Raw genomic sequence first — 17,035 nt, forward strand, 5'->3', positions numbered from 1 at the left:
TGGGGACCTCCCTAATTCACTCCGTCAGATTGTTGACCTTGCGCACCCATGCCCGCACGTCGGCGAGCACGTCTGGCAAAATCGCCCTGACGTCCTGCACGGTCATGCCGGCCTTGATCCGGGGATCGTAGAGCAGGTTGAGGAGGTATTGGTCGTAGACGCCGAAATAGCCCATCGACACATTGTCGTTGAACATGGTCCAGGGCACGGTCGGGGTGTCGTTGATCGGGCCGAGCGACTGCAGCAACTCCTCATAGGCGCAATCGAAGAAGACGAAGTCGCCATTGTCGACGGTGAGGATCACGTCGGAATGCTCGATCTCGAACTTTTCGTTCTTGCGAAAGCCGCTCAGGCATTGTGGATCGAGCGAGGAGCGAATCTCGCGCGCCCGCTCGCTGCCGTAGAAGGTTATGATGGTGCGGTTGAGGTCACGGTCACGCACCAGCTTGACCAGCACATTGGCATCATCGTTGTTCGCGGCCATCGCGATATCCAGGTGCTGGACCCGTGCCGCGATGTCGGCGACGATCTTGGCGAGCTGGGCCTTGCGGTCGGCGCGGGTGCCGTCGGCAAACACCCGCACCGGCGCCTCGTATTTCCGGATGCGGTCGACGCGGCCGGCAAGATGATACTCGGCGCCGAAGGCGACCTTGAGGAAGCCTTCGATGATCTCGCTGTCGGTGAATATCTTCTTCTGGGCGCGCTGACGCTGGGCGACGGAGGGATCCCCGGCCAACGCTGCGGCGGGCAGCAACACTTCGCCGAGGGCTACGGCAGCCAGAGCGGCTGCGAGCATTCGCGGGAATCGAGGCCGGCCAATTGCGCTCATTATGGCTCGACGCTGCCGCAATCGGCGCGTGCGCGCAAGACTTGTTCACGCCAGGCGAGGCTGGTTCAGGTCAACAAGTCTTGTTCGCGCGTCAAGGCAGACGCCCGCCGGTTCCCGGACGCTGGATGCCGGCTAGTTCTTGACGATCACCGGGGTGCCGACCGAGACGCGGCTATAAAGATCGGTCACATCGTCGTTGGTCATGCGGAAGCAGCCGGACGATACCGCCTGTCCGATGGTCTCGGGCTCGTTCGATCCGTGGATGCGGTAGAGCGTCGATCCCAGATACATCGCGCGGGCGCCGAGCGGATTGTCGATGCCGCCTTTCATGTGCCGCGGCAGGTCGGGCCGCCGCGCCAGCATCTGCGACGGCGGGGTCCAGCTCGGCCATTCCTTCTTCGCCGTGATGCGGTGGGTTCCGCTCCAGCGGAAGCCGTCGCGGCCGACGCCGATGCCGTAGCGCAGCGCCTGGCCGTTGCCGACCACGAGATAGAGCCGGCGCTCGGCGGTGTTGATGTAGATCGTGCCGGGGGCATAATTGCTCGCAAAGCTAACGGTCTGGCGCGGGATCGGGCTCGACCCGCCGCCACCTCGGAAGTTCGGGCCGCCGCCGAAGATGTCGCGCGAGTCGAAGAAGCCCCCGAAGTCCTGGGCTTGCGCGTGACCGACTCCGGCCAGCAAAGTCAACGTCGCAAATAACAAAGCCAAAACCCGGGTCATTTTCTTCCTCGTGAAAAATCAGAATATGCAGCGAGACAGGCCATAACTGCCGCGATTTCGCAAGCAAAGAGCCCGTGAGCGCGCCATTTTCGGACGCGGCGGTTAAAAAAGGCAACACATCGGAGGCGATGGCTGCATTGTCGGCTAAACCTTTGACGAAACGGGTGAAGAATGATTGATCTTGAGCCGTCTTGAGAACAATCGCGAACGGGGGCGAGACCATGAACGGTGCGGAAAGTCTGGTGCGGACATTGGTCGCAGGCGGCGTCGACGTCTGCTTCACCAACCCCGGCACCTCGGAGATGCATTTTGTCGCCGCACTGGACCGGGTCGAGGGCATGCGTTGCGTGCTGGGCCTGTTCGAGGGCGTGGTGACGGGGGCTGCCGACGGCTATTTCCGCATGAAGGGCACCCCGGCCTCGACGCTGCTGCATCTCGGCCCCGGGCTCGCCAACGGTCTTGCCAATCTGCACAACGCCAAGAAGGCCAATTCCGGCGTCGTCAACATCGTTGGCCAGCATGCCACCTACCACATCGAATACAACGCGCCGCTGACCTCCGACATCGAGGGCCTGGCACGGCCGATGTCGTCATGGGTTCGGACCTCGCCGGACGCGAAATCGGTCGCCCGTGACGGCGCTGCCGCCATTGCCGCCGCGAGCGGTGCGCCGCCGCAGATCGCAACCCTGATCCTGCCGGCCGACACCGCGTGGAACGAAGCCGACGGCGTGGCCGAGGTGCCGGTGGAATCGCAGCGTCAGAGCTACTCCCCGCAGGCCGTCGAGAGGGCGGCCAAGGTGCTGCGCGGAGGCGAACAGACCCTGCTGTTGATGACCGGCAGCGCGGTGACGGAGAAGGGACTGGCGCTGGCGGCGCAAATCGCCGGCAAGACCGGCTGCAGGGTGATGGGCCCGCTGGCCAGTCCGCGAATGGCGCGCGGCAGCGGGCGGTTTTCGATCGATCGGGTGCCTTACGTGATCGAAGCGGCGCAAGCGGCGCTGAAGGGTTTTCGGCACATCGTGCTGGTCGAAGCCAACGATCCCGTGGCGTTTTTCGCCTATCCGAACAAGCCCAGCCTGCTGAAGCCTGAGGGGTGCGAGGTCCATCGCATGACCCAAAGCGGCGAGAATTCTGTCGCGGCGCTGGAGGCGCTGGCGTCCGCGCTGGGCGCCAAGCCGGCGGACGTGAAGCCGCAGGCCAAGGTCGAACTCGTCAAGCCGACCGGCGCCCTGAACCATGCGTCCATTGCCCAGGCGATCGCCATGGCTATTCCGGACAATGCTATCGTCGTCGACGAATCCGTCACCACAGGGCGAGCATTCTTTCCGGTGATGGCGGCCGGCGCCCCGCACGACTGGATCCAGAATCTGGGCGGCTCGATTGGATATTCGACGCCGGTCGCGACCGGGGCCGCGATCGCCTGCCCGGACCGCAAGGTGATCTGCATGGTCGGCGACGGCAGCGCGATGTATACGCTGCAATCGCTGTGGACGCAGGCGCGCGAAGGCCTCAACGTCGTCACGATCGTGTTCGCTAATCGCATCTACCAGATATTGCGTGGCGAATTCGACGGCGTCGGCGCCGGCGAGCCGGGACAGCGTGCGCTCGACATGCTCAAGATCGACCGCCCGACCATCGACTTCGTCGCGCTCTCCAAGGGCATGGGCGTGCCGGCCCGCGCGGTCGACAATGTCGACGATTTCGTCAAGGCGCTGGCGGAAGCCGTCGCCGAGCCGGGACCGCGGTTGATCGAAGTGCAGATGTGACGGCTTCCAAAGCCGTCATTCGAATGACGGAAGGTCGGAGGCGACATGCAGACCGAGCTGAACAAGGTCGTCACGGCGCTATCGGAGTTTTACGCGCACGAGACGTTCCTGCTCGAAAAGGACGTCGGCGAGCGCCCGCTGACGCACCGGCTGGCGGTGCATCTTGAACATCAGTTTGCCGGCTGGCAGGTCGATTGCGACTACGACAGGCTCGGCGAGCGGACGCTGCGGCTGCCGCACGGTTCGATCATCTCGACCGACGACCATCTCGGCAAATCGATCTACCCCGATATCGTCGTGCATCAGCGCGAGATCCCCAACAATCTGCTCACGATCGAGGTCCGGAAATCCGCCAATCACCAGCCGCTGGAACACGACCAGCACAAGCTGCGGGCGCTGACCGATCCGCATCTGTGGTTCGCCTACTGGATCGGCGTGTTCGTGACGCTCGGCAGGAAGCAGGTCGCGATGTCGGAGGTCTATACCGGCGGCGTGATCGATCCGGCTATGTCGATCTGGTTCGCCGAACGGCTGAAGGATACAGGCTTGAGTGCAGGCTAAGACCTGCGAGGAGAGAGGGAAGTCATTCATGAATTTCAAACGCGCGATCCTGACAATCGCCTTTGTCGCGGCAGCTTCGCAGGCCTTCGGGCAGGCCGCGCCCGCGCCGGCGGTGGAAGCCATCCTCGCCAATCCCAAGGTCGCCAAGACGCTTGAGGACATCAAGGCCGACGATGCGCGAACGCTCGACGAGCAAAAGCGCATCACCGAAATTCCGGCGCCGCCCTACAAGGAAAAGATCCGCGCCGAATACTATCAGAAGCGGATGCAGGAGCTCGGCTTCAAGGACGCCGCGATCGATGCCGAAGGCAACGTCATCGCGCTGCGCAAGGGGTCGGGCGGCGGCCGTCCGAAACTCGTGGTGTCGGCGCATCTCGACACGGTATTCCCCGAAGGCACCGACGTCACGGTAAAGGAAAAGGACGGCACCTTTGTCGCGCCCGGCATCGGCGACGATTCCCGCGGGCTGGCGGCGCTGCTGTCGCTGATCAAGGCGATGAACGCCAACGAGATCGCGACCGTCGGCGACATCATGTTCGTCGGCACCGTCGGCGAGGAGGAACTCGGCAATTTGCGCGGCGTCAAGGCGCTGTTCCGCGATCACAAGGACATCGACGGCTTCATCTCGATCGACGGGCTGGGCATCACCCGCGTCGTCAACCAGGCGACCGGCAGCCATCGCTACGAGTTCACCTTCAGGGGCCCCGGCGGCCACTCGTTCCAGGAATTCGGCTTACCCAGCGCGATCCACGCCATGGGCCGCGCGATCGCCAAAATCTCCGAGCTGCAGCCGCCGTCCGATCCCAAGACCACCTTCACGGTCGGCACTGTGGTCGGCGGCACCTCGGTCAACGCCATCGCGGCCGAAGCGCGGATGGCGGTCGACATGCGCTCGAATTCGACCGATGAACTGCTCAAGCTCGAGGCGCGCCTGCTCGATCTGGTCAAGGAAGCGGTGGCGGATGAAAACGCGCGCTGGAAGTCCGACAAGCTTTCGGTCGAGGCGAAAATGATCGGCGACCGGCCCGCCGGAATCGTGCCGATGGATTCCCCGATCGTTCAGGCGACGCAGCGCGCGGTCGCCGCCGTCACCCGCGCGCCGCGCGTGACCTTCGCGGGCTCCTCGACCGACTCCAACATTGCGATGTCGCTCGGCATTCCCGCCGTCACCATCGGCGGCGGCGGCGAGGGCGGCAACTGGCACTCACGCAACGAATGGTACAAGCCGACGGACGCGTATTTCGGCCCGCAAAACGCGCTGCTGACGGTTCTGATGCTGACCGGCCTCGACGGCGTGACCAAGCCGGCGCTGGTGGTGAGGCAGGGGAAGTAGGGCGAACTCTGGCGCTGGCCTCATGGTTCGAGACGCGCGGCGTTGCCGCGCTCCTCACCATGAGGGTCTAAGACTTTGCTCTGAAGAAGACCTCATCCTGAGGAGCATCGCGAAGCGATGCGTCTCGAAGGATAGAGCCGCGGATGCTCCCGCTACGTCCCGATCACCGGGAACGACAATTCGCAGTCCAGTCCTTCGGGCTTCCACTGCCGCGTGATCCGGCCGCTGAGGGTGCGGACCATGCCGTCGATGGCGTCGACGCCAAAGCCTTTCCGCATCGGCTCGGCAATTTGGGGACCGCCGGATTCCGTCCAGCGCAGCTGAAGGCTGTCAGCCTCATCGATCTGCCAGTGGATGTCGATCTTGCCCGCGGGGCCCGAGAGCGAGCCGTATTTGGCGGCGTTGGTCGCGAGTTCGTGTATGGCCACCGCGATGGCCTGGGCGAGTGAAGCCGGAAGCCGGACGTCGGACCCGGTCATGCTGACCCGCGCCGAGCCATAGGGCTTCAGTTCTTCCTGAATGATGGTCTGGATGCTGGCGCCGGTCCAGCGCGACACCGAGAACAGCCGCTGCACATTGGCGAGCGCCCGGAGCCGGCCCTGAAACGCGGCTTGAAACTCTTCGGCGCTGTCGGCCTTGGTCAGCCGCAGCATGGCCTGGATCACGGCGAGCAGATTGTTCGAGCGGTGATCGACTTCGCCGGTCAGCAGCATCATGCGCTCTTCGGCCTGCTTGCGGGTGGTGATGTCGACCAGCATGTTGACGGCGCCGAGCAGCCGGCCGGTCTCGTCGCGCAGCGGCGTCGGGTAGGGCACAAAACAGATGCGCGAGCCGTCGGGCCGTTCGGCGATCGCCTCGACGTCCCGCACCGGGCGGTTTTCTCTCAGCGCAATCGCCATCGGACAGTCTTCGTGGCGCAGCGGCGTGCCGTCCGGCCAGAACAGCTTCCAGGTCACGCACCACATCTCGCCGATCTTCGGCGTGCGGCCGGCGAACTCGATGCAGGCCTGGTTGAAGAACGTGATCCGGCCTTCGGCATCTGTCGTGTAGATGGCGGCGGGCAGCGCCTGCAGCAGATCGCGGAACTGCTTCTCTTGCGATTCCGTGTCGTCAGCAGCAGCAGCGGTGTTCCTGATGGCGTGCCGGGCCAGGATATTTTCGAGATCGGCTGCTTCGGAATGCCTGAACAAATTCAACATAATACTTCTCCCCGCCCGCAACGACGCTAATTCGTCACAAAGGCAAACGTTCCCGCGGGTACGAAATATGGCCTTTTGCCGTCGGGGCCGCCCGGCCGGCCGCCAATTGGACAAATTGTCAGCAAATTGCGGTCAAAGCCGGATTCAAATGTTCCGCCAACCAGATGCGTAAGGGGAACTTGCATGGCGTACAGGATCGTGGCGGAACGGGAAAATGAGACCGTCAGGATGGACAGGATGAGTTCGCTGATGGCACTCGCCAAGGCGCGGGTGTGGGCCAGCGAAGGCTGGGACGTCACCATCATCGTCAGAGACGAGGATGAGCTGGCGCCCGCGAAGACGGATCGTCTTTTGCTGGTGTAATGGTCTTCGCCGACGGCGCGAAGCACTCAGAGGCCGCCCGGGGGCGGCCTTTTTTTGTGACCCGCTCGGGGCGCCGGTTTTGGCCTTGGGCGTAGCCACCCTTCAAGCCGTCGATCAATGCTCGATCGTGTGATCCGGGAAGGATGGAACCGGGAACCCGGCCCGGCGTTGTCACGCGGGCAGGCTCTGTGGAGATGCGCCATGCACTGGCGATTAGAAACCGCGGATGCCGACGCGATGCGCGGCACCGGCGAGGACAACCTTCTCTACGCAACCGGATGGACCATCAGCGGGCTCGCGACCCTGGGCACCATCGTCGCGGTCTGGGTATTCGGGATCTGATTCCGCGATTGCTCGCGCGACTGCCAGTCGCCGGTACGCGCAGGCCTGCGCCTCTGCGCGTGTTCACCAGCCGATCGGGTGCGACCCACAAGGACCTCACAAAGATTCTTGGCTCCGCCCGCATTCTTAACTTGATATTTGTTCTTTGTTTGTTCTCTATAGGCTCCAACCCCCGGTGAGGTGAGCCATGGACAATAGATTGAACGAAATCCGCAGGAAAATCAGGTTCTTGCGCTCTCAAATGCTGGATGCCGAGAGCACCATCCGCCAACACATCAACCACGACGAAGACTGCGCCGAGGCCTCGATGCAGCTGATGGCCATGCGCGTCGTGATGCTCGGGCTGATCGGCGAGCGGAACAGGCTCGGCGGCGAAGAACGCCTGCTCGACGTCGATGAGCGGTTGAAAGCGGATTACCGCGCGGTCGGCCGCGGGCCCTTGAAAGGTGCGCGCGGCCGCCGTGTGCGATGAGGCTGGAAATCAAGAGGCCTGGAAATCAAGAGTCGAAAAGCTGCGCAGGCAGCTCGCCGAACTGGGCTCGGCAGTTCGCCGGCTGGATCAAGCCGGCCTCGACAACGCGACGGCTGAGCTCCTGCTTTCGCGCAAGCGGGCGGAGCTGGAAGATTTGATGAAGCGAGGCCATTCCGATGCCGTCAGATTCGCTGAAATGGTACGACCACAACGCGGATAATCCGCCCTGGATCAAGGCGCTCGCCGAAGTCCGGACGTTGGCCTGCCGCGAAGGCTGGTGCTACCAGCACGTCCAGGCCATCATCGTCTCGATCGACCAATACGCGGAAGCCGCGCTCGGCAATCGCGGATACTTCCTGAACAAGCCGCATCGCATCGGCGGCAGCAGGAACGATCACGTTCCGTGATGCGCGACGTCGCCCGAACCGCCGGCGCGCGACTTACTCTGGGCGGCAGATGGTCGCGGAACAGGTCATCCCCGGCGGCGTTTGCCTTCATGACCGAGACGCTGATGACAACGATTGAGGATTCCTTCCAGATCGCCTGGGACTATCTGGAGGCAACGGGCGAACTCGGCCATCCCGACACCGCGGCCAATCACCTGCTCGACACGATCGAGACGATGGTTCGGCGCGGTGAGCGCCGCCGGCTGCTTCTCTCCAACACCGCCATCGCCTCCTACCAGCGTTTTCGAACCGAACAGGGCCTGTCGCTGGCGTCATAGGAACAGGGCTCCGGCTGGAACGTTCTGCTCCTCGCGCGGGGTTGGTCGCACCTCGCGAAAGTTGGGGAGGATCTTATGGAAAGCGGTTTCAAGAGCGCTGAAGCGTATCGCGCGACGGCCTTGCTCTGCCGTCAACAGGCCGCGTGCGATCCGGACAATAGCTGGAGGTTGCTCGGTGAGGCCGAGCGGTGGGAATACCTCGCTGAACAGATCCTGGCTTCCCGCCAGAATCGCGCGGCCGAGGGCGCCAAACCGGCCATCGAAACAGGAATGCCAAACCTCGCGCCTTCGCAGTCGAAGACGATGGCTAACCCGTCGCGTGCTTTGCCTTCGAAGCCGCCTCGCTATGGATAATGCTGTCGCAGCATCGCCGCCGGTGGCCGTTTAATCCGCCTCACCGACCGATCCTGCCTGGGCGCTATTTCAGGGGAACGCGACATAAAGATTGGAGTTGCCGTGTTATCGCTGTCTCCTTGGTCTCTACCGGCGATGAGAGTGTCGCGCTCCCGCCTGAATGCAGGGGGTGAGCAATGTGCAAAAGGTGCGCCGAACTCGACGGCAAGATCGAACACTACAAGCGAATATCAACCCATGTGACTGACCAGCTCACGCTGGACGGGATCGCCGGTTTGATAAAGCAAATGCTGACTGAGAAGGCCGCACTGCATCCCGAGCAAAAGCCGTGAGGGATTCCTTAATCCATGGATCAGTCGGTAGCGGTCTTGCCGACCACGCTCTGACCGTTGACGCGGACCGTGGCCCTGTCCTTCAGGCCAGGCAAACCGGTCGTCCGCGATATCGCGACAACGCGTGCAACGAGCGTCTTTGTAATTCAACTACAGCCGCTGCAGCGCCGCCGAAAAAAAGAGCCGAGAAAAATGAATCGTCTCGGCGGGACACAGTTGAGGAACAACTCCCGGTACGGCTGGTTCTACCGCAACACAATCCAACAGCTGGAGGCCGGTATGGCGAAAGAGAAAGCACTGCAAGACCTGTTTCTCGATACGTTGAAGGACATTTACTTCGCGGAAAAGAAGATCCTCTCGGCGTTGCCGAAGATGGCCAAGGCGGCGCAGTCGCCGAAACTCAAGGCGGCCTTTGAAAAGCATCTGGCCGAGACCGATGGCCAGGTCGAGCGGCTGGAGCAGGTGTTTGCGTCGATCGACGAGACCCCGAAGGGCAAGACCTGCGATGCCATCATGGGAATTCTCGACGAGGGCAAGGAAGTCATGGACGAGTACAAGGGCATGCCCGCCCTCGACGCCGGCCTTCTGGCTGCCGCGCAGGCCGTCGAGCACTACGAGATTTCCCGTTACGGCACGCTGAAGACCTGGGCGAGTGAACTGGGTTACAAGGACGCCGTAAAACTGCTCGACGCGACGCTGAAAGAAGAAAAGGCGACGGACAGCGCCCTGAGCCAACTCGCGGAATCCGAGGTCAACCGTCACGCCGAGACCGCGCAGGCTGCGTAATCAGGCAAGCGGACATCATCGAAGAAGGGCTCCAGCCTTACGCTGGGGCCTTTCTGCGTTTGCTACCCGCGATCACGTAAACGCAACGGAACCGACCGCGCCGCGGTTCATTGGTGTCTTGACCTCTAAGGAGAAAGACAATGGCAAAGCAAAATCCAGCCAGAACGGACGGCAAGGTTCCGGCACGACCGCACGATTCAGGCAGCCAGGCCAATGAAACCGTTGACGGCCTCGACGCCGAGACCGAGGCGTTGCGACACGCTGCCGAAGATACGCCGTCTGCCGCTGCACCCGACGATGTCGAGAAGGTGCCGGTATTCGACCGCGCAGGCCGGGCGCCGAAAATCTGATCGGAGCCAAGTGCGCGAGTTACGAGACTGCGAGTGAAATGCGAGGGCGACACGATGAAGTTCGGATACGCACAACCATTTTCCTTCAACATCGGCCATCGCCCGGAACCTGTCGTTTCCCGCGTTCGTCACGGCGTCACCGAAATCACCCTGAGCGACGGCCGGTTGGTTCGCGCGACGCTTCACGTCAGGGGGGTCAAGATTGACCCGAACAAGCCCGGCTCGGTTGACGTTTCATACAATATCATTGCCGAGATCATGAACACGCCGGACGTGCCCATTCTCGACGTGCATGAGACGATTCAGTGATGAAAGACCGGAGCGGATTAGCCCGGCAGGGGCGGCGCGAAGCGCGGGCCCCATGACAGGCTCCGGCGTAGTCCGCCCTTCATCGATGACGTTCTGACATCAAAGACCGCGGCGAGGCGCGCTCAATACTTCGCGGTCACCACCGTCTGAAGTGGGTCCCAGGCACCTCCCAAACATTCAATCCTGTTCACGCACGCGGATCTCCAGCCGGGCGTCGGCCAAGGCCTCGACGACGCATTTTGCCATTTGTTTGGCTTCCTCAAAGCCAATGCTTCGCTCGGGATGATCCTTGAAGCATTCGCAAATTGCGTCCGCGATGATCGATTGTACCTGATGTTGATCAACCATGATTTGCCACCTCCATGGGCAGCGCGCTTTCGTGTGCTTTGAAGAAACTCAATCTACGTATGAAGCTTCCTGAAAACGGCTCGACGACCAGGCCGGGCCATTCGAATTCAATACTCGAATTCCGGCATCGCCTTGAGCTGATCCTTCGTGGCGTTGCAGACGGACGTAATCAGCCGATCAAACCGCAGCGGTTGGATTTGGTTCCGCTCTTGCCCGCGACGCGAGGCGCGAGGCATCGGCGATTTGCCACTTCTTCCCGATCAATATCGCAGTGCACCCGATGTCTGTGGAGAGATACGTTCGAACGGGACAACATCTCATGCGGCTCGCAATTGGAACCTTCGCAACAGGATTTCCATTAAGGGTCACGCGGCGCACTTCCGTGCCGGGTTGGCTCGCGCATTGGTAAATAGAGGTGTTGGTCCCAGCTGGCTTGGCATTTTCGAACTTCTTGATCGGCGCACTTGTCGTCGCCGCCCTCTATTTCACGCGCGAAATCCTCGTTCCGATCGCAGTCGCCGTCCTCTTGAGTTTTGTCTTGTCGCCCCTCGTGAGGGCATTCCAGCGCATGAAGGTGCCGCGGTCGATAGCGGTGCTCAGTGCCGTCAGCCTGGCGCTGGCCATCGCCCTCAGTCTTGCGGCGATGGTGATGATCGAGGTCAACCAACTCGCGAGCGACCTGCCGCGCTATCAGTCCACGCTGGGCGAAAAAATCCATAATTTGCGGGACAGGATTGGCAGCGTTGGCGTGCTCAAGAACGCCTCCAGCCTGTTGAAGAACCTGGACAGGGAGCTGAAGTCGCCCGGAAGTGGCGATGCCGAAACGGCGAAGCCATCGTTGTCGGACCCGGCAAGAACGCCTATCCCGGTCGAAGTCCATCAGCCAGACCCGGGCGCGTCGGAGGCACTGATCGCCATGCTGCGACCACTCGCAGCTCCCTTCACCACCACCGGAATCGTGGTGATCTTCCTCATCTTCTTCCTTTTTCAGCGCGAGGATCTGCGCGACCGGTTCATCCGGTTGCTCGGCAGCGAGGATTTGGAGCGCACCACGGCGGCGCTCGATGACGCAGGGCAACGGTTGGGCAGGCTGTTCCTGACCCAACTCATTCTGAATGCGACTTTCGGCGTCGTGATCGGATTGGGCCTCGCCGTCATCGGCGTCCCGAACTCGCCGCTATGGGGATTGCTGGCTATGATCCTTCGGTTTGTGCCCTACATCGGCGCGATCCTCGCTGCCGGCTTGCCAATTGCTTTGGCGGCCGCGGTCGGGAGCGACTGGACTATGACCTTGTGGACGGCCGCCTTGTTCGCAGTGGTGGAGCCGCTGACTGGCCATGTTGTCGAGCCGCTGGTCTGTGGGCGAAGTGCCGGCCTGTCCCCGGTCGCCGTGGTCGTGGCCGCGTCGTTCTGGACCTGGCTCTGGGGCCCCTTGGGGCTTTTGCTCTCCACGCCGCTCACGCTGTGTCTGGTCGTCTTTGCCAGACACGTCGACCGTCTCCAGTTTATCGACGTCATGCTGGGAGACCAGCCGGCGTTGACGCCGCAGCAGACCGCATACCAGCGCATGCTGACGGGCGATCCGATTGACGCGATCGAACAGGCGCGGTCGTACCTGAAGAAGGGGTCCGCTGTGGCCTATTACGAAGAAATCCTGCTGGGCGCCCTGCGATTGGCTGAGGCCGATGCCGCCCAAGGCCGGCTTGACGACGTCAGGCTCGAGAATATCCACGAGACGGTTTCCGAAATCATCGAGGATATGGCCTCGCAAGAGACCGCTGAGGGGAACGCGAGTGCCGAAGCGCCCGCCAAAAAAGGGAAGATTGTCAACATCGACGCTCGCAAGCTGGGCAAGCCGATTTTCTGCATACCCGGACTGGGTCGACTCGACGATTGCGCCGCGCTGATTGTTGCAGATGCGCTGAAACGTGAAGGGTTCAACGCCCGTGTTTCCGGCGCCGATACCGAGATTGACGCCGGCAACGCGGAAACGATCTGCGTCTGTTTTCTGGAGGAGGTATCGGAGGCGAGGTTGTCGTTTACGGTTCGCAAGTTCTCCCGGCGGGCAGCTTCGGCCAGGATCATCGTCTGCCGGTTGGGAAATCAGTTCGAGGCGGACAAGGAGCAACGGAGTGATGATGTAGGGCCGCAGTCGCTCGCGACTACCATCGCCGCCGTAGCCAAAAGTACCAGCGTCAAAACGCGTCGGGAACAATAGGCAATGTCCGCGAGTTCAATCCTGGCATCGCTCCAAAGCGTGCGCCGGAAAGGCGCGCTGAACTGCGGGCTCGACCTGTCACGAAACAAGGAGAGAAAAATGAACGGTATAATTTATCTGGTTGGATTGGTCGTCGTCATCCTGGCCGTATTGTCGTTCTTCGGGCTGCGCTGACATGGTGAAACAGATCGAACCCGGCGCGGCTCCCATTGGAGTCTCCCCGAGGTATTTGAACTGGACGCCGGCGATCCTGGGTGCGCTGGTGGCAACCGCGCTGTCGTCGATCCTGTTGGCGTTCGGCGCGACCGTCGGGTTGGGGATCTCGTCGACGGCGCCGACGTGGCGGGACGCGTCCGCCGCACTTTGGATTCTGTCGGGACTCTATCTCATTATCCAGGCCGCACTGAGTTTCGGCGTGGGTGGCTACATTGCGGGGCGAACGAATGTCGCGCCGGCCGTTTTGGATGCTGACGAAATCGAACATCGCGACGGCTTGCATGGTCTCGCTGCCTGGGCGCTCGCCGTTGTTCTCGGGGTGGCGCTTGCGGCCTTGCTTGGAAGCGCGTCCCTGACGCGGTCCAACAGCAACATCTCCTCGGCACGAACCAGCGCTGCAGAGCCGCTGTTAAGCTATGAGATCGACCGGTTGTTCAGGCCGTTGCGCCGCGCCGCGAACGTGGACCTCTCGCAGGAGCGGGCGGAGGCCGGACGAATCCTCCTGACGTCGTCGAGCCATTCGGGAATGAGCAGTGAGGATCGATCCTATCTGGCTCAACTCGTCGCAGCGAATACCGGTCTTGCCGGGCCCGAAGCCGAAAAACGGGTCGACGGCGTTGTCGCAAATTCTCGGGCCGCGATAGCGAAATCTCGCCGGAGTTCGGTGATCCTCGCGTTCTCCGTCGCCGCGGCCCTGTTGCTGGGTGCTGTCATCGCATGGGCATCGGCCGGTATCGGCGGCCGCCACCGTGACGGGGCGCCGATGCCGCATTGGATGGGCGCTCGCGGGTCTGGAGTAGCCTATCGACGCGAAGCCGCGTGAACGGGTGAGGTTGGGTGAGGTGGATCGGATGAGAACCCCCGACCTCACCCCCGAAGCCGTATTGATCGCCTGTCCACAATGCAACGCGTGGCCGATGGCCTTGAACATCGTGAAACCGTCCTGGTCGTCTCGGCCGATGATTCAATTTACCTGTCCGAAATGCCATTTTACCTCCGAGGCAGAACTGCGCGGATATGCGAGATCTGGCTCCGACTAATCCTTTCGCCGTCGGCCATTCTCGTATCGCGCGACGGCGAGGCGTTCGAGATCAAAACTATGTCGGAGGTGTGGAAGATCATGCGCGGTGACCCGCACATCGCAATCGAGATTCCGCCCTCGCAGGAGCCACTGTCTTGCTTCGACGAGATGGTTAGCTATGCATGCAGGTGATCGCTGCGCTTGAGTTCGTGGGGCGGGTTAGCGTTGGCGTAAGCCGCCTCGCTTGTCGTCAACGAGTGATCGGGGATGGGGCTGATAAAATCCCTGTGCAGGTAAGTTGGTCTCTTGGTGCCATCGAACAGCACGGCAACGCCCGTGTTGCGATAGCTAATTCCGGTAACGGTCCCGGTCTTGCCGGCCAGCGCCGGGCACCGGACTGATCCGAGTTGGTTCACCTTGAAACGAGCGCCGACAACCAATCTGTTGATTTGGTGCGCCATCCGTCCACCTGTTCAATTGAGCGATTGCACAGCCTTCAGGTGGGGATCGATTGAAATCGTTTCTGGTGTCGTTGTCTGCCCGATAGGCGACAATTCATTGCAGTCAGTTGCCGCTTGTTCCCGATCCACGCGAACCTGTGCGAGGCTTCCGTCTCTTCGGCGCCTTGCGTGTCTTGACGAATAACGCGGAGCGGTAGGTATTGCAGGCTGACCCTTTCGAACGGAGGGCGCACCTTCGAATTCATTTGGAATAGTTCGCGCCCCCTCGTACTATGTCGGGGACCTGACTTAGGTCTCACCCCTCAAAACAGAACTCGGCATGGAGGCGGTTATGGAATTAATCCGCGGTGAAGAGGTGGCTGTTTTGGAAAGCCACACCAACAAGGTCTGCAGCACATGCGGGAAGCGGTTGGCCCTGATTCGAACGATAGTGAATCCTCGCACTGGCTGCATCGTCCACATGTTTGAATGCCGGTGCGGTCAGCGCACGTGGGAAGATTAAAGACTCGTTCGTTCTCGGCAACGTGCGGCCAGGCAGGCGCTACCTGGGCGTCGCTTTTCCGGCATGCCGGCGAACGAATTCCTGCAGGAAGCTCGGCAGCTCTCGCATCTGATCCGAGCAACGTTTCTGCAACTCGTGGGCGACCTCTGCTGAAACGTCTCTGCACCATCCTTCAGCGACATTAAAACCGGCAACGCGGACGGGGTTGCAATATTGACCCTCCAGCAGATCGCGCACGACCGTTTCGAGGCCGGTATCGCCGACACCACTCCCCCGCCATGCCCGGCCGAGGGAGCCAAAGTCATCGACCACCAGGTAGACTTCTCGATTGTGCTCGTTTGCAACGATCCATGGGGTCCAAATGGACTTACTCATAAAGCAACTCCACGCAACGATACCCGTATCACACCAGCGCAGAGTGATTGCTTCAGGACGGCGAAAAGGCCCCGGATCGCTCCGGGGCCCTGGCATTGGCAAGAGGTACATCCGCTCTTGCCAACCGCCGCACTTTTCCGTGGCATCAACAGCCAAGACCCTGCAGAGACCTGCACCGCATTCGGCCGGACCCGTCAGGCAGATAGGTGAGAGAAGAGGCAGTCAGATACTGCCCATCGCCCACTCAACGGCATGAAGGCTGCAGTGACAAACGATCCGATCAGCCCGGCTACGCCGACCAGCGCGAAGTAAATCTTGTCTTCCATCCAAAGTCGCGATCCTGCGGCACTTCTGGGCATCATAGCCCGGCTCGTCAGCGAGCTGCAGTCACTCTTCCGGAGTACTCCGGAACGCGACGGCTATCGCAGGTGACCAAAGCGATTGCCGATGAGCGGTCGGAAAACGCGAAAGAACGCGACGCCTCCGAATCCGCCTCGGCAAATGCAGTCTGCGCGCTGATTGGTCTGCTCCTTTGCGCGACAAACTGACCCGTCGGGCAAATCAGTTCTGATTTTCGGAATCTATGTCAAGCCCTGAAATAAAAAATATTTCTGTTTACCCGAATGAAAATCAGGTGCATATCTTTCGCCATCCCGTCCCACTCAGAGGGGCGTCGGCCGTCGTCATGACGAGGGGCGGGGATGCGGTGGACGCTGATGTTGCGATTGACGGTCGCGGCAAAGGCGTACGGCAAAAGCGTGTGGTCCTGGCGCCCGTAACGGCGTCAAGCTGCGCAAGGGCTCACGCCCTGCGCAGTGACGGTGGCAATAGAGGCCGTCTCACCGGGGAGAGCGCGTCATAAGCCGTAAAGCCACTGCGCAGGGGATGTCGGATGTTCTCCGCTGCCCTGTATGCTCATGTGCAGCATTCTTATGCACAATCGCACATGAGACCGCGGGTGCAGCGCGCATCCGGCATTCCCTGCGCCCTCTGATTGGAGAGGGCGAAACGATCCTTACAACTCGGGCGCTTCGCGCCGCGGGATCGCTGAGGTGCGTTTGTGGCTGCGTGCGGTGGCTGCATCCTTCGAGACGGCCGCTCTGCGGCCTCCTCAGGATGAGGTCGAATGGTTCAGGATGCGGTTGTCAGACCCTCATGGTGAGGAGCGCGGCAACGCGGCGCGTCTCGAACCATCAGGCCCGCGATGCTGCAATCGAATTGTCATGGCTGTCTGAAATTCGAACCTGAACTCGTCCCGTCAGGACGATGGTGGACGCACAAGGGATCGAACCTTGGACCTCTCCCGTGTGAAGGGAACGCTCTCCCGCTGAGCTATGCGTCCGGGATCCGGCGAAATCAGCGCCGTCAGAGCCCGCGATTTACGAAGTGAGGGCCCATAGTGTCAAGCAAACAAAGCGGCCGAATCGGGACATAGCGTTTTCGAGCGAAGTGGA

Annotated in this window: 22 protein-coding genes and 1 tRNA gene; 16 read left to right on the forward strand and 7 right to left on the reverse strand. The window is 61.6% G+C overall.

Annotation, left to right across the window (positions count from 1 at the left end):
• Positions 1-16 precede the first annotated feature (16 nt).
• Complete coding sequence (locus ABIE49_RS27820; RefSeq protein WP_354067002.1) at positions 17-796, reverse strand: DUF2927 domain-containing protein; 780 nt, start codon at positions 794-796, stop codon at positions 17-19.
• Positions 797-961: 165 nt separating this feature from the next.
• Positions 962-1,549: a L,D-transpeptidase gene (locus ABIE49_RS27825; protein WP_192736582.1), complete on the reverse strand. Its 588-nt coding sequence runs from the start codon at positions 1,547-1,549 to the stop codon at positions 962-964.
• Between the two features lie 221 nt (positions 1,550-1,770).
• Here ABIE49_RS27825 and ABIE49_RS27830 point away from each other — a divergent pair, with 221 nt between their 5' ends.
• From ABIE49_RS27830 to ABIE49_RS27840, 3 genes are read left to right on the forward strand one after another with little or no spacing between them, the layout of a single operon-like run.
• Positions 1,771-3,315 (forward strand): acetolactate synthase large subunit, encoded by a 1,545-nt coding sequence (locus ABIE49_RS27830; RefSeq protein WP_192736581.1) that lies wholly within the window; start codon positions 1,771-1,773, stop codon positions 3,313-3,315.
• A gap of 45 nt (positions 3,316-3,360) precedes the next feature.
• The gene (locus ABIE49_RS27835; protein ID WP_192736580.1) at positions 3,361-3,876 is read left to right on the forward strand and encodes a hypothetical protein; all 516 of its coding nucleotides are present in this window, start codon (positions 3,361-3,363) and stop codon (positions 3,874-3,876) included.
• 28 nt (positions 3,877-3,904) lie between these two features.
• On the forward strand, positions 3,905-5,209 hold the full coding sequence (locus tag ABIE49_RS27840) for a M20/M25/M40 family metallo-hydrolase (protein WP_192736579.1): 1,305 nt from the start codon (positions 3,905-3,907) through the stop codon (positions 5,207-5,209).
• 152 nt (positions 5,210-5,361) lie between these two features.
• Here ABIE49_RS27840 and ABIE49_RS27845 read toward each other — a convergent pair whose 3' ends face one another.
• On the reverse strand, positions 5,362-6,408 hold the full coding sequence (locus ABIE49_RS27845; RefSeq protein ID WP_192736578.1) for an HWE histidine kinase domain-containing protein: 1,047 nt from the start codon (positions 6,406-6,408) through the stop codon (positions 5,362-5,364).
• A 183-nt stretch (positions 6,409-6,591) separates the two neighbouring features.
• On the opposite strand from ABIE49_RS27845, the gene ABIE49_RS27850 reads away from it, so the two are divergent.
• The 10 genes from ABIE49_RS27850 to ABIE49_RS27895 all read left to right on the forward strand — a co-directional run bounded on the left by ABIE49_RS27850 (position 6,592) and on the right by ABIE49_RS27895 (position 10,440).
• Positions 6,592-6,771: a hypothetical protein gene (locus ABIE49_RS27850; RefSeq protein ID WP_192736577.1), complete on the forward strand. Its 180-nt coding sequence runs from the start codon at positions 6,592-6,594 to the stop codon at positions 6,769-6,771.
• Between the two features lie 201 nt (positions 6,772-6,972).
• On the forward strand, positions 6,973-7,113 hold the full coding sequence (locus ABIE49_RS27855; protein ID WP_192736576.1) for a hypothetical protein: 141 nt from the start codon (positions 6,973-6,975) through the stop codon (positions 7,111-7,113).
• 241 nt (positions 7,114-7,354) lie between these two features.
• A complete protein-coding gene (locus tag ABIE49_RS27860; RefSeq protein ID WP_192736575.1) occupies positions 7,355-7,585 on the forward strand; it encodes a hypothetical protein in 231 nt (76 codons plus the stop codon).
• Between the two features lie 176 nt (positions 7,586-7,761).
• Positions 7,762-7,992, forward strand: a complete 231-nt coding sequence (locus ABIE49_RS27865; RefSeq protein ID WP_192736574.1) for a hypothetical protein — start codon at positions 7,762-7,764, stop codon at positions 7,990-7,992.
• A 104-nt stretch (positions 7,993-8,096) separates the two neighbouring features.
• A complete protein-coding gene (locus ABIE49_RS27870) occupies positions 8,097-8,309 on the forward strand; it encodes a hypothetical protein (RefSeq protein WP_354067003.1) in 213 nt (70 codons plus the stop codon).
• A gap of 75 nt (positions 8,310-8,384) precedes the next feature.
• Positions 8,385-8,663 carry a hypothetical protein gene (locus ABIE49_RS27875; protein WP_192736960.1) on the forward strand — a complete coding sequence of 93 codons (279 nt, stop codon included), beginning with the start codon at positions 8,385-8,387 and terminating at the stop codon, positions 8,661-8,663.
• A gap of 176 nt (positions 8,664-8,839) precedes the next feature.
• On the forward strand, positions 8,840-8,995 hold the full coding sequence (locus tag ABIE49_RS27880; RefSeq protein WP_192736572.1) for a hypothetical protein: 156 nt from the start codon (positions 8,840-8,842) through the stop codon (positions 8,993-8,995).
• 279 nt (positions 8,996-9,274) lie between these two features.
• Entirely contained in the window at positions 9,275-9,781 is a 507-nt protein-coding gene (locus ABIE49_RS27885; RefSeq protein ID WP_192736919.1) for a YciE/YciF ferroxidase family protein, read from the forward strand.
• A 140-nt stretch (positions 9,782-9,921) separates the two neighbouring features.
• Complete coding sequence (locus ABIE49_RS27890) at positions 9,922-10,131, forward strand: hypothetical protein (RefSeq protein WP_192736571.1); 210 nt, start codon at positions 9,922-9,924, stop codon at positions 10,129-10,131.
• A gap of 54 nt (positions 10,132-10,185) precedes the next feature.
• Entirely contained in the window at positions 10,186-10,440 is a 255-nt protein-coding gene (locus tag ABIE49_RS27895; protein ID WP_192736570.1) for a hypothetical protein, read from the forward strand.
• A gap of 177 nt (positions 10,441-10,617) precedes the next feature.
• Here ABIE49_RS27895 and ABIE49_RS27900 read toward each other — a convergent pair whose 3' ends face one another.
• A complete protein-coding gene (locus ABIE49_RS27900) occupies positions 10,618-10,788 on the reverse strand; it encodes a hypothetical protein (RefSeq protein ID WP_192736569.1) in 171 nt (56 codons plus the stop codon).
• 433 nt (positions 10,789-11,221) lie between these two features.
• Here ABIE49_RS27900 and ABIE49_RS27905 point away from each other — a divergent pair, with 433 nt between their 5' ends.
• Genes ABIE49_RS27905 through ABIE49_RS27915 form a run of 3 tightly spaced genes read left to right on the forward strand, consistent with a single transcriptional unit; the run spans position 11,222 to position 14,045 of the window.
• On the forward strand, positions 11,222-13,006 hold the full coding sequence (locus ABIE49_RS27905) for an AI-2E family transporter (protein ID WP_192736568.1): 1,785 nt from the start codon (positions 11,222-11,224) through the stop codon (positions 13,004-13,006).
• Between the two features lie 3 nt (positions 13,007-13,009).
• Entirely contained in the window at positions 13,010-13,180 is a 171-nt protein-coding gene (locus ABIE49_RS27910; RefSeq protein WP_192736959.1) for a hypothetical protein, read from the forward strand.
• Position 13,181: 1 nt separating this feature from the next.
• Complete coding sequence (locus ABIE49_RS27915; RefSeq protein WP_192736567.1) at positions 13,182-14,045, forward strand: hypothetical protein; 864 nt, start codon at positions 13,182-13,184, stop codon at positions 14,043-14,045.
• 374 nt (positions 14,046-14,419) lie between these two features.
• On the opposite strand, the gene ABIE49_RS27920 is transcribed toward ABIE49_RS27915, so the two are convergent.
• The 3 genes from ABIE49_RS27920 to ABIE49_RS27930 all read right to left on the reverse strand — a co-directional run bounded on the left by ABIE49_RS27920 (position 14,420) and on the right by ABIE49_RS27930 (position 16,923).
• Positions 14,420-14,704: a hypothetical protein gene (locus ABIE49_RS27920; protein WP_192736566.1), complete on the reverse strand. Its 285-nt coding sequence runs from the start codon at positions 14,702-14,704 to the stop codon at positions 14,420-14,422.
• Positions 14,705-15,245: 541 nt separating this feature from the next.
• Positions 15,246-15,581: a hypothetical protein gene (locus ABIE49_RS27925; RefSeq protein WP_192736565.1), complete on the reverse strand. Its 336-nt coding sequence runs from the start codon at positions 15,579-15,581 to the stop codon at positions 15,246-15,248.
• 1,267 nt (positions 15,582-16,848) lie between these two features.
• A tRNA-Val gene (locus ABIE49_RS27930) sits at positions 16,849-16,923 on the reverse strand.
• Positions 16,924-17,035: the final 112 nt, after the last annotated feature.

Origin of the sequence: Bradyrhizobium sp. OAE829 (genome assembly GCF_040546575.1) — a bacterium.
Classification (GTDB): Bacteria; Pseudomonadota; Alphaproteobacteria; order Rhizobiales; family Xanthobacteraceae; genus Bradyrhizobium.

Coding starts and splice junctions, on each gene's coding strand:
- ABIE49_RS27900 (WP_192736569.1), bottom strand. CDS start 10,788: ATGGTTGATCAACATCAGGTACAATCGATCATCGCGGACGCAATTTGC.
- ABIE49_RS27875 (WP_192736960.1), top strand. CDS start 8,385: ATGGAAAGCGGTTTCAAGAGCGCTGAAGCGTATCGCGCGACGGCCTTG.
- ABIE49_RS27860 (WP_192736575.1), top strand. CDS start 7,355: ATGCTGGATGCCGAGAGCACCATCCGCCAACACATCAACCACGACGAA.
- ABIE49_RS27825 (WP_192736582.1), bottom strand. CDS start 1,549: ATGACCCGGGTTTTGGCTTTGTTATTTGCGACGTTGACTTTGCTGGCC.
- ABIE49_RS27895 (WP_192736570.1), top strand. CDS start 10,186: ATGAAGTTCGGATACGCACAACCATTTTCCTTCAACATCGGCCATCGC.
- ABIE49_RS27910 (WP_192736959.1), top strand. CDS start 13,010: ATGTCCGCGAGTTCAATCCTGGCATCGCTCCAAAGCGTGCGCCGGAAA.
- ABIE49_RS27915 (WP_192736567.1), top strand. CDS start 13,182: ATGGTGAAACAGATCGAACCCGGCGCGGCTCCCATTGGAGTCTCCCCG.
- ABIE49_RS27885 (WP_192736919.1), top strand. CDS start 9,275: ATGGCGAAAGAGAAAGCACTGCAAGACCTGTTTCTCGATACGTTGAAG.
- ABIE49_RS27880 (WP_192736572.1), top strand. CDS start 8,840: ATGTGCAAAAGGTGCGCCGAACTCGACGGCAAGATCGAACACTACAAG.
- ABIE49_RS27855 (WP_192736576.1), top strand. CDS start 6,973: ATGCACTGGCGATTAGAAACCGCGGATGCCGACGCGATGCGCGGCACC.
- ABIE49_RS27870 (WP_354067003.1), top strand. CDS start 8,097: ATGACAACGATTGAGGATTCCTTCCAGATCGCCTGGGACTATCTGGAG.
- ABIE49_RS27835 (WP_192736580.1), top strand. CDS start 3,361: ATGCAGACCGAGCTGAACAAGGTCGTCACGGCGCTATCGGAGTTTTAC.
- ABIE49_RS27830 (WP_192736581.1), top strand. CDS start 1,771: ATGAACGGTGCGGAAAGTCTGGTGCGGACATTGGTCGCAGGCGGCGTC.
- ABIE49_RS27925 (WP_192736565.1), bottom strand. CDS start 15,581: ATGAGTAAGTCCATTTGGACCCCATGGATCGTTGCAAACGAGCACAAT.
- ABIE49_RS27850 (WP_192736577.1), top strand. CDS start 6,592: ATGGCGTACAGGATCGTGGCGGAACGGGAAAATGAGACCGTCAGGATG.
- ABIE49_RS27840 (WP_192736579.1), top strand. CDS start 3,905: ATGAATTTCAAACGCGCGATCCTGACAATCGCCTTTGTCGCGGCAGCT.
- ABIE49_RS27845 (WP_192736578.1), bottom strand. CDS start 6,408: ATGTTGAATTTGTTCAGGCATTCCGAAGCAGCCGATCTCGAAAATATC.
- ABIE49_RS27920 (WP_192736566.1), bottom strand. CDS start 14,704: ATGGCGCACCAAATCAACAGATTGGTTGTCGGCGCTCGTTTCAAGGTG.
- ABIE49_RS27890 (WP_192736571.1), top strand. CDS start 9,922: ATGGCAAAGCAAAATCCAGCCAGAACGGACGGCAAGGTTCCGGCACGA.
- ABIE49_RS27865 (WP_192736574.1), top strand. CDS start 7,762: ATGCCGTCAGATTCGCTGAAATGGTACGACCACAACGCGGATAATCCG.
- ABIE49_RS27820 (WP_354067002.1), bottom strand. CDS start 796: ATGCTCGCAGCCGCTCTGGCTGCCGTAGCCCTCGGCGAAGTGTTGCTG.